The organism is Micromonospora sp. NPDC000121 (assembly GCF_042899165.1).
Taxonomy (GTDB): Bacteria; Actinomycetota; Actinomycetes; order Mycobacteriales; family Micromonosporaceae; genus Micromonospora.
The window spans coordinates 90,062-100,250 of record NZ_JBIAZP010000010.1 but is presented as its reverse complement, the minus strand read 5'-3'; the positions used below and the strand labels follow the sequence as shown (position 1 = coordinate 100,250).

General features: G+C 75.9%; 3 protein-coding genes. 2 read left to right on the top strand and 1 reads right to left on the bottom strand.

Features of this window, described 5'->3' with window-relative positions:
* Positions 1-69 precede the first annotated feature (69 nt).
* Complete coding sequence (locus ACFY23_RS24925; protein ID WP_350676977.1) at positions 70-2,889, bottom strand: condensation domain-containing protein; 2,820 nt, start codon at positions 2,887-2,889, stop codon at positions 70-72.
* A gap of 183 nt (positions 2,890-3,072) precedes the next feature.
* Between ACFY23_RS24925 and ACFY23_RS24920 the strand changes: the two genes are divergently transcribed.
* Both ACFY23_RS24920 and ACFY23_RS24915 read left to right on the top strand, forming a co-directional pair.
* On the top strand, positions 3,073-8,664 hold the full coding sequence (locus ACFY23_RS24920; protein ID WP_350819263.1) for an amino acid adenylation domain-containing protein: 5,592 nt from the start codon (positions 3,073-3,075) through the stop codon (positions 8,662-8,664).
* 1 nt (position 8,665) lies between these two features.
* Positions 8,666-10,174: an AMP-binding protein gene (locus tag ACFY23_RS24915; RefSeq protein ID WP_350676982.1), complete on the top strand. Its 1,509-nt coding sequence runs from the start codon at positions 8,666-8,668 to the stop codon at positions 10,172-10,174.
* The last annotated feature ends 15 nt before the right edge of the window (positions 10,175-10,189 follow it).

Below are 10,189 nucleotides of genomic sequence, written 5' to 3'. Positions count from 1 at the left end.
CGTCGCCCGTGGCCGCCGGCGTCACCGGAGGAGGGAGAGGGGGACCGGCGGGCGCGGTCGTCCCGCCGGTCACCGGGGAGCCGCGATGTGCGCCGTGGCGCCGCACGCCGCCTCGACCAGCAGCGCCTCGACGCCGCGCAGCAGCCCCTCGGCCCGCGGGGCCGGCAGGTACCGGGTGTCGGCGGTGACGACCAGCTCGACGGCGCCGGGCGCGTCGCGCACCTGGAGGCGGCAGCGCCAGGGGAACTCCGCCAGGTCCGGCAGCCACCGGAAGGTGCTCCGGGCCTGCATGGCCCGCACGTCGGCCTCGTCCGGGTCGGCCGCCGAGGGTCGGGCGGGGCGCGACAGGCGGGCGTCGTTGAGGTAGCAGAACGGGGCCAGGAAGGTCCGGTGGTCGTGGCCCAGCTCGGTGACCGCCTGCTCCCACGCGGCCGGGTCGTAGTAGGCGTGCCGGTAGGCCTCCAGGACCGAGCGGCGCGTACGGGACAGCAGCTCGGCGAAGCCGGGCCGGTCGGCCAGGTCCACCCGGCAGAACCCGATCTGGTTCAGGGTGCCGACGGCCCGGTCGTGGTCGGGTTGGAAGCGGTTGTTGGCCATGACGACGATCCCGCACGCGTCCCGCCCGCTGTCCGCGTCCAGCACGGCGGCGGTCGCCGCCAGCAGGGCGTCCGAGGTGCTGACCCCGTGCCGGGCCGCCACCAGCCCGGCCGCGTGGTGCAGCGCCGCGGACACCAGCGAGCCGCGCAGGTGGCGGGACTCCGCCGCGGACCGGTCCGGGTCGGCCAGGCTCCCGGTGAGACCGTCCAACTGCCGGACCCAGTACGCCACCGCCCGTTGCGAGCGCCGCGCCTCGACGTGGCGCTCCCGCTCGGCGAGGTCCAGCGACTGGAGACCGGGCGGCGTGTCCGGCGCGCCGCTCAGCAGGAGGGCCCGCAGGTCACGCAGCACGGTGTCGGCGGCGTGCAGGTCCACGACGGAGTGGCTGAACACCGCGACGATCCGCCGCACCCGGTCGTCGACCGTGACCAGCGCGACGCGCAGCGGCCACTCGGTGACGTGGTCGAAGCGCGGCTCGTGCAGCCGGGCGGTCAGGGCGGTGGCGGCGTGCCGGCCGTCCGGGTCGTCGGCCGGCCGGGCCACCGCGTGGACGAGGACCGGCAGCCGGCCCGTCGCCGCCGCCTCCTGGTGCAGCTCGCGGTCGCGGAGGCGGAACCGGGTACGCAGCGACTCGTGCCGGGCGACCAGCGCGCCGACGGCGCCGAGCGCCCGGGGCACGGTGACGTCGGCCCGTGCGGGGACCGTCAGGGTGCGGGGGAGGCCCAGCACCCGGTATGCGGCGGGGGAGTCGAACTCCTCGACGGTGCGCCACATCGCGCGCTGCCCCCAGGTCAGCGGCGCGCTCGCGGCGCGTCCGCCGTGGAACGACGCGTACGCCACCTGCTCGGCGCCCGTGACGTCGGGGGCGACCGGCCCGGCGGCCGCCGGGAGCCCGGCGCGGGCGGACGACCACGGCCACGGCACCGCCGCGAAGGCCGCCTCGACCAGCAGCTCCTCCAGCCCGCGCAGGAACGGCTCGACGGAGTCCATCGGCAGGTGGCGGGTGTCGGCGGTGAGCGTGACGCCGACCCCGGCCGGCTCGTCGACCACGTGGGCCAGCAGGTGCCAGGCCGCCTGCTGCAGGCCGGCGGTCCACGAGAAGGTGCTGCGGTCCCTGGCGGCCCGCAGCTCGCCGGGGGTCACCCGGGGCGCCGGCTCGACACCGCCGGTGGCCAGTCGGACGTCGTTGAAGTAGTGGTACGGCAGGAACGCCGAGTCGATGTCGACGCCCTGGGCCTCGAAGGCGTGGCGCAGCGCGGGCGGGGCGTAGTAGGCGTGCCGCAGGCCGTCCAGGGACGCGGCCCAGACCCGGGACACCAACTCGTCGAAGTCGGGACGCCCGGCCAGGTCCACCACGCAGAAGCCGATCTGGCCGAGGTTGGCGACCGCGTCGGCGTACTGGCTGCGGAACCGGTTGTGGGCCATCGGGAACAGGCCGCACAGGTCGGGCCCCGAATCGCGGGCGGCCATCGCCGCGTACCCGGCCAGCAGCACCGCCGACACGCTGACCCGCTGCCGGGCCGCGATCAGACGGGCGGCGGTGTCGAGGGCGGAGGAGACCAGGACGCCCCGGCGCAGCGGAGGATCGAGCCCCGGCCCGGTCGGGGTCAGCGGCCGGCGGGGCAGGCGCTGGAACTCCCGCAGCCAGTACGCGACGGCCCGCTCCGAGCGGCGCCGGTCGGCCCCGTGCTGGTGGCGGGCCACCTCCGCCGACTGCGGGCCGGGCGGCGTGGGCAGCGGACCCCGGAGCAGGATCAGCCGCAGGTCGCGCAGCACCACCTCGGCGGCGTGCGCGTCCACGGTGGTGTGGCTGAACACCACCACGATCTGCCGTACCCGGTCGTCCACCGTGACCAGCGCGACCCGCAGCGGCCACTCCTCGGCGTGGTCGAACGCGACGTCGCCGAGGCGGCCGGCGGCCTCGCGGGCGGCTGCGGACCCGTCGTCGGTGCCCGCGCAGACGAGCAGTGGCAGCACCCCGGCCGACGCCGTCTCCTGGCGCGGCTCGCCGTCGCTCACGCGCAGCCGGGTGCGCAGCGCGGAGTGCCGGCCGACCAGCTCACCCACCGCGCGGGCCGCACCGGCCACGTCCGCGCCGGCCCGCGCGGAGACCGCCACGGTACGCCGCAGGTTGAGGAAGCGGTGGTTGGACCCGAACCGGGTGAGCGCTCGCCACAGCACCTGCTGGGCCCAGGTCAGCGGCGCCGTTCCGGCCCCGGCGCCGGTGAACTCGGCGTGCACGAGGGCGTCCGACGCCCATTCGGCGGGCACGACCATGTCGGTGAATCGCATTCCCGACCGTACGACGGTCCGTTCCGGTTCCGGATCGCTCGATCATCTTGTCCACCGTGGACCGATCAGCGTCCGGATCGCCTCGATCATCTTGTCCACAGTGGACCGATCAGCCGATCCATCCGGTTGGTTGCGGCGTGCACACTACTGGCTCCCGTCCGTCACCGCACCGAGAAGGCACGCGTGACCAACGTTGACGTACCGTCGCGGAGCCCCGTCCTCGCGCCGGCCGCCACCCGTCCCCCCGCAGACCCCCGCCTGTCGTTCGGGCAGGAACGGATCTGGTTCACCGAACAGCTCACCCCCGGCACCGCGGCGTACGTCGTCTACTCGACCACCCGGCTGCGCGGGCCGCTGGACGTCGACCTCCTGCGCGCCGCGCTCGACGCCACCGCCGGCCGGCACGACAGCCTGCGCATGCGGTTCGTCGAGAACGCCGACGGCGAACCCGTCGTGCACGTGCTCCCGCAGGTGCGGGTGCCGGTCACCGTCACCGCCGCACCATCGGAGGCCGCCGCCCGCGCGCTGGTGGACGCCTCCGTCGCCACCCCCTTCGACCTCGGCCACGCCCCGCTGCTGCGTGTCCTGGTCGTCCGGCTCGGCGACGAGGAGCACCTCGTGCACCTCGCGATGCACCACATCGTCAGCGACGGCTGGTCACTGGACCTGCTCCTCGGCGAGATCGCCGCCACCTACGCCGCGCTGCGCGACGGTGGCGCCCCGCCCCAGGCCCCGGCCGTCGACTACGTCGACTACGCCGCCTGGCAGCGGGACCGCCTCGACGGGCCGGCCACCGGCGACGGCTTCGCGTACTGGACCCGCGCGCTGACCGGCGTGCCTGCGCTGGAGCTGCCCACCGACCGGCCCCGGCCGGCCGTGCAGTCGTACGCCGGTGCCACGTACCGCTTCGCGCTCGACGCCGACCTCACCGACGGCCTGCGCCGGCTCAGCCGCGCCCATCGCGCCACCCTCTATATGACCCTGCTCACCGGCCTCCAGGCGGTGCTGTTCCGGTACAGCGGGCAGCGGGACTTCGCGATCGGATCCCCGGTCGCCGGCCGGGTGGTGCCGGAGCTGGAGAACCTCGTCGGTCTCTTCGTCAACACCCTCGCCCTGCGCGCCGACCTCTCGCCGGTCGCCGCGACCGCCGACGCCCCGGCCACCGAGCCCAGCTTCGCGGCCCTGCTGCGGCGCACCCGCACCACCGTGGTCCGGGCCCTGGCCCACCAGGAGATTCCGTTCGAACGACTGGTCAAGGAGCTCAACGTCGCCCGCGACGTCAGCCGCGCCCCGGTGTTCCAGGTGCTGTTCACCCTGCAGAACTACGCCCGCGGCGGCGACCCCTGGCCCGCCGGCCTGCGCGCGGAGGGCGTCGGCACCGACGCCACCACCGCCCGCTTCGACCTGTCGCTCTACGTCGGCGAGACCCCCGACGGCCTGCGCTGCATGGTCGTCCACAACACCGACCTGTTCGACACCGCCACCGTACGCCGGCTGGCCGGCAGCTTCGAGACGCTGTTGCGCGCCGCGGTCACCCGGCCGGACCTGCCCGTCGTCGACCTGGACCTGCTCGGCCCCGCCGAGCGGGACCGGGTGCTCGCCCTCGCCCGGCCCGAGCGCGGCGACGCCGGCGCGGACCAGGCACGCCCTGACCACCCGGCCGCCGGCGCCGGCGTCACCGGCCCGGCGGCCACCCTGGCCGACCTCGTCACCCCCTTCGTCACCGCCACGCCCGACGCGCCGGCCGTGGTCTGCGGGCCGGACACGCTCACCTACCGGGAGCTGGACCAGCGGGCGAACCGGCTGGCCCACGTGCTGCGCGCCCGCGGCGTCGGCCCGGACCGGCTGGTCGGGGTCCTGCTGGAGCAGTCCGTCGACCTGGCCGCGACGCTGCTCGGGGTGCTCCGCGCCGGCGGCGCGTACCTGCCGCTGGACCCGGAGCAGCCTGCCGCCCGGCTGGCCCTGATGCTCGCCGACGCCCGTCCGACGGTGGTGCTCACCAGCGCGGACCTGCGGGACCGGCTGCCCGCCGAGGTCCCGGCCGCCTGCCTCGACGAGATCGCCGTCGAGGTCGCCGCGGCGCCCGACACCCCACCGCAGACCGGGGCGACCGGCGGGAACCTCGCGTACGTCATCTACACCTCCGGCTCCACGGGCACGCCGAAGGGCGTCGCCGTCGCGCACCGGGAGGTGCTGCGCTACCTCGACGGGGTGGCCGACCGGTTCGCGGTCGTCCCGGCCGCCCGGTACGGGCTGCTGCAGTCGATGTCGTTCGACTTCAGCGTCACCCTCTTCTACCTGGCGCTGGCCACCGGCGGCGCGGTGCACCTGCTGCCCCGCCGCTGCACCGGCGCCGAACTGGCCGAGCGGCTGCGCGCCGGACACATCGACTACCTCAAGATCACTCCGTCGCACCTGGCCGCGCTCACCGCCGACGCCGAGCCGGCCGAGCTGCTGCCCGCCCGCGCGCTGATCCTCGGCGGCGAGGCGTCCGACCTGGAGCGCATCGGGCCGCTCGCCACCGCCGGCCCGGCCCGGGTGTTCAACCACTACGGCCCCACCGAGGCCACCGTCGGCGTGGCCACCCACGAGGTGGTCGCCGACGGCCCGCGCACCGGCCCGGTGCCGATCGGCCGGCCCCTGCCGCACGCCCGCGTGTACGTGCTCGACGAGCGGATGCGCCCGGTGCCGGTCGGGGTGCCCGGCGAGCTGTACCTTGGCGGCGACCGGCTCGCGCGGGGCTACCTGAACCGGCCCGGCCTCACCGCCGAGCGGTTCGTGCCCGACCCGTACGGACCCCCGGGCGCCCGCCTCTACCGCACCGGCGACCTGGGCCGCTGGAACGCCGACGGGCAACTGGTGTTCCTCGGCCGCCGCGACCACCAGGTGAAGATCCGCGGCTACCGGGTCGAGCTGGGGGAGATCGAAGCCACCCTGCGGGACTGTCCCGGCGTACGGCAGGCGGCGGTGCTGCTGCGCGAGGACCGGCTGGTGGCCTATCTGGAGCCGACGCCCGACGCGGACGGGCCGGACCCCGCGCGCCTGCGTCGCCGCCTGGCCGACCGGCTGCCCGAGCACATGGTGCCGACCCGCTGGATGGTCCTGGACCGGCTGCCGCTGCAGGAGCACGGCAAGGTGGACCGGCGGGCCCTGCCCGAGCCGACCGACGCACCGCCGGACGGGGAGCGGGTGGCGCCGGCCGGGCCGGTGGAGACGCTGGTGGCCGGCATCTGGCGGGCCGTGCTGGGGGTGGCGGAGGTTGGCGCCACCGACGACTTCTTCGACCTGGGCGGGCACTCGCTGCTGGCCACCCAGGTGGTGGCGCGGCTGCGCCGGGAGCTGCCCGCCGTCGTGGGCGCCGAGGCGCCGGCGGTCAGCGTGATGGACCTCTTCCGCCACCGCACCGTACGCGAGCTGGCGGCGCTCGTCGCCGGAGCCGGAGCCGGCCCCGCCGGGCTGCTGCACGAGCTGACCCCGCCGGTGCCGGCCGCCGACCGGGTCGCCACCCTGGTCTGCGTCCCGTACGGCGGTGGCAGCGCCGTGGTGTACCAACCGCTGGCCGACGCGCTGCCGGCCGGGTACCGGCTGCTGTCGGTGGCCGTGCCCGGGCACGACATCGGCCTTGCCGACGAGCCCGCGCCCGTCGCCGACGTCGCCGCCGATGTCGTCGCGGAGATCCTGGCCCGGGTGGAGGGCCCACTGATCATCTACGGACACTGCGGCCCCGGCGGCGCGCTGGCCGTGGAGGTCGCCCGCCGGCTGGAGGCCGCCGGCCGGGACCTGCTGGCGGTGTACCTCGGCGCGGTCTTCCCGTTCGCCCGGCCGGCCGGCGGGCCGCTCGGCCCGCTGCTGCGGTTGCGGCTGGCCGAACGCCTGCGCAGCGACCGGATCTACCGCACCTGGTTGCAGGCGCAGGGCACCGCCGTCGGGTCGCTCGCGCCCGACGAGGTCCGGTTCCTGGTCCGGGCGATGCGCCACGACGCCGAGGTCTCCGAGGACTACTTCACCGACCTGATGCGCCAGCGGGTCACCCCGCTGCGCGCGCCCGTCATCTCGGTGGTGGGCGAACGCGACCGCAGCACCGACTACCACGAGGAGCGGTACCGGGAGTGGCACTTCCTCGCCGACCGCACCGCCCTGGTGGTGGTGGACGAGGGCGGGCACTACTTCCTCAAGTACCGGGCCGCCGAGCTGGCGGAGATCGTCACCGGCGTGCACCGGCGCCTCGACGTGCCGCCACCCGCGCCGGCCGGTCCGGAGATCGTCACCGACGTGCGCCGGCGCCTCGACGCGCCGGACGATCCGGACGCCGCTCGGCCCGCCTGGCAGCTCGCCGCCGTCTCCCACCGACCCGCCGGCCCCCCGCCACCGGGCGCGGACACCCCGGCGGACACCGCGCCGCCGCCCAGCATGCGCCGCTTCGGCCTTGTCGCCACCGGCCAGGTCGTCTCCGGCCTGGGCACCGCGCTGACCACCTTCGCGATCCCTCTGTGGATCTACACCGAGACCGGATCGCTCGCCCGGTTTGCCCTCTTCGCCGTGCTCGGTCTGCTGCCCGGCCTGCTCGTCGCCCCGCTGGCCGGGGCGCTGGTCGACCGGACCAGCAGGCGGCGCGTCCTGCTGCTGGCGAACGTCGCCGCCGGCGGCGCCAACGCGGTGATGGCCGGGCTCGTGCTGGCCGACCGGGCCGAGGTGTGGCACTTCTACCCGCTGACGGCCTGGCTGTCGGTGGCGCTGGCGTTCCAGCGCCTCGCGTTCGTCTCGGCGGTGCCGCAACTGGTGCCCAAGCGCTACCTCGGCCACGCCAACGGTCTCACCCAGACGGCCGTCGGCCTCACCCAGTTCACGGTGCCGCTGCTCGCCGTGGCCCTGCTGCAGGCTGTCGGGCTGCGCGGCATCCTGCTCATCGACGTGGCGTCGTACCTGTTCGCGATCGGTGTCCTGGCGGCCGTACGGTTCCCGCGCACCCTGGCGCTGCGACGGCGCGAGGGCCTCGGCGCCGAGATCGTCGCCGGCTTCCGGTACTCGCTGCGCCGCCGGGAGTTCCGCGCCATGCTGGCGTTCTTCGCGGCGCTGAACTTCTTCCTGTTCCCGGTGCTGTTCCTGCTCTCCCCACTCGTGCTCGGCTTCGCCGACCTGGACGAGGTGGCCCGGGTCGCGCTCGCCGGCGGGGTCGGCGCGGCCGTCGGCGGCCTGGTGATGCTGGTCTGGGGCGGCCCCCGCCGGCGCCGGATGCGGGCGGTGCTGCTGGGCACCTGCGGCATCGCGGTGGCCGCCGTGCTGACCGGGCTGCGACCGAACCTGCTGCTCGTCGGCGCGGGCGCGTTCGGCATGTACCTGGCGCTCGGCATCGTCAACGGCGTCTACAACACGATCATTCAGACCAAGGTGCCGGCGCGCGTCCACGGCCGGGTCTTCGCGCTCAACCAGATGGTCGCGCAGTCCACCCTGCCGCTGGGCTGGGGCGTCGTCGCCCCGTTCGCCGCCCGGGTCGCCGAGCCGATGCTGCTGCCCGACGGCGCGCTGGCCGCCACGGTCGGCGTCGTGATCGGCGTCGGTCCGGGCCGCGGCCACGGCCTGCTGTACGTGCTGTTCGGGGTCTGCATCGCGCTGACGGCGCTGGTGTCGCTGCTCACGCCGGCCCTCGCCCGGTTCGACGACGAGGTGCCCGACGCGCCGCCGGACGACCTGGTCGGCATCGAGGAGCGCCGCGCGCGGGTCACCGGTGTCCAGGACCGCCGGGAACCCGCCACGACCGGACGGAGGGCCGCCTGAGATGACCGCCGCGACGACGACCGGACGGAGCCTCTTCCGTACCGTGCCCGAGCTGCTCAACTGGCGCACCGGCCTGCACCCCGACCAGATCGCGGTCGAGGTGCACGGCGTGGCGACGCTGACCTTCGCCCAGTGGTCCGCCGGCGCGACCGCCGTGGCCGCCGCGCTGCGGCACCGGGGCCTGCGCCAGGGCGACCGGGTCGGCCTGCTGTTCGGCGCCCGCGACTGGACCCGGTTCGCCGTGGCGTACTGCGGGGTCCTGCGGGCCGGCGGCGTCGCCGTGCCGCTGTCCGACCGGCTCGCCGCCGGGCAACTCGGGTACGCGCTGACCCACTGCGCGGCCACCGCCGTCCTGCACGGCGACGACACCCCCGCCCCGCCGGTACCACCCGGCGTGTCGACCTGGACGGTCGGTGACCTGCTCGCCGGTCCCGGCACGGGCCCCGACCCCGACGGCCCCCGCCCGGGCGACCTCGCCCAGATCCTCTACACCTCGGGCACCACGGGCCGCCCGAAGGGAGTGGCCGCCAGCCACGCCAACCTCACCGTGGGCGCGCCGACCCACCCGCGCCGGCTGGCGCTGGCCCACTCGCAGCGGTTCCTGCACGCGTTCGCCATCGGCACCAACGCCGGGCAGACCATGCTGGTCAACGCGCTCACCGCGAAGGCCACCGCGCTCACCCTGCCCCGCTTCACCCCGGCCCGGTTCGCCCGGCTGGTCGAGACGCCCGGCACCGGGACGGTGTTCGTCGTCCCGTCGATCGCCGTCGAGCTGCTCGACTCCGGGGCGCTGCGCGGGCGGGACACCGGCGGCGTGCAGCTCATCGGCTCCACCGCCGCCCCGCTCGCCCCGGCGGTCGCGGCCCGGCTGGCCGAGGCGTTCCCGCAGGCCACGATCGTCAACTACTACACCTCCACCGAGGCGGCCCCGGCCCAGACCACGATGATCTACGACCCGTCGCGCCGGGACGCGGTCGGGCGGCCGGTCGGTGGGCAGTTGATGGTCGCCGACGCCGACGGGAACCCGCTGCCCGCCGGGGCCACCGGCGACGTGTGGCTGCGCGCCCCCCACCCCCGCGCGTACTACCGGGACGAGGCGGCCAACCGGGCCACCTTCCGCGACGGGTGGGTGCGGATGGGCGACGTCGGCCGGATCGACGCCGACGGCTACCTGTACCTCACCGACCGGCACCAGGACGTCGTGAAGACCGGCGCGTTCAAGGTCTCCACCATCGAGGTCGAGGCCGCCCTGCACGAGCATCCCCTGGTCGCCGAGGCGGCCGTCCTCGGCGTTCCGCACCCGGTGCTCGGCTCGGCCGTGGCCGCCGCCGTCGTGCCCCGCCCACCGGCCGGCCCGGACGGGCTGTCCCTGCCGGTGCTGCGCGGTTTCCTCGCCGACCGGCTGGCCGACTACCAGCTGCCTTCCCGGCTCCTGCTGCTGGACCGGCTGCCCCGCAACGAGGGCGGCAAGGTGCTCAAGCGGCAGCTCACCGACCTCTTCGACAACTGACCACCAGCACGACCA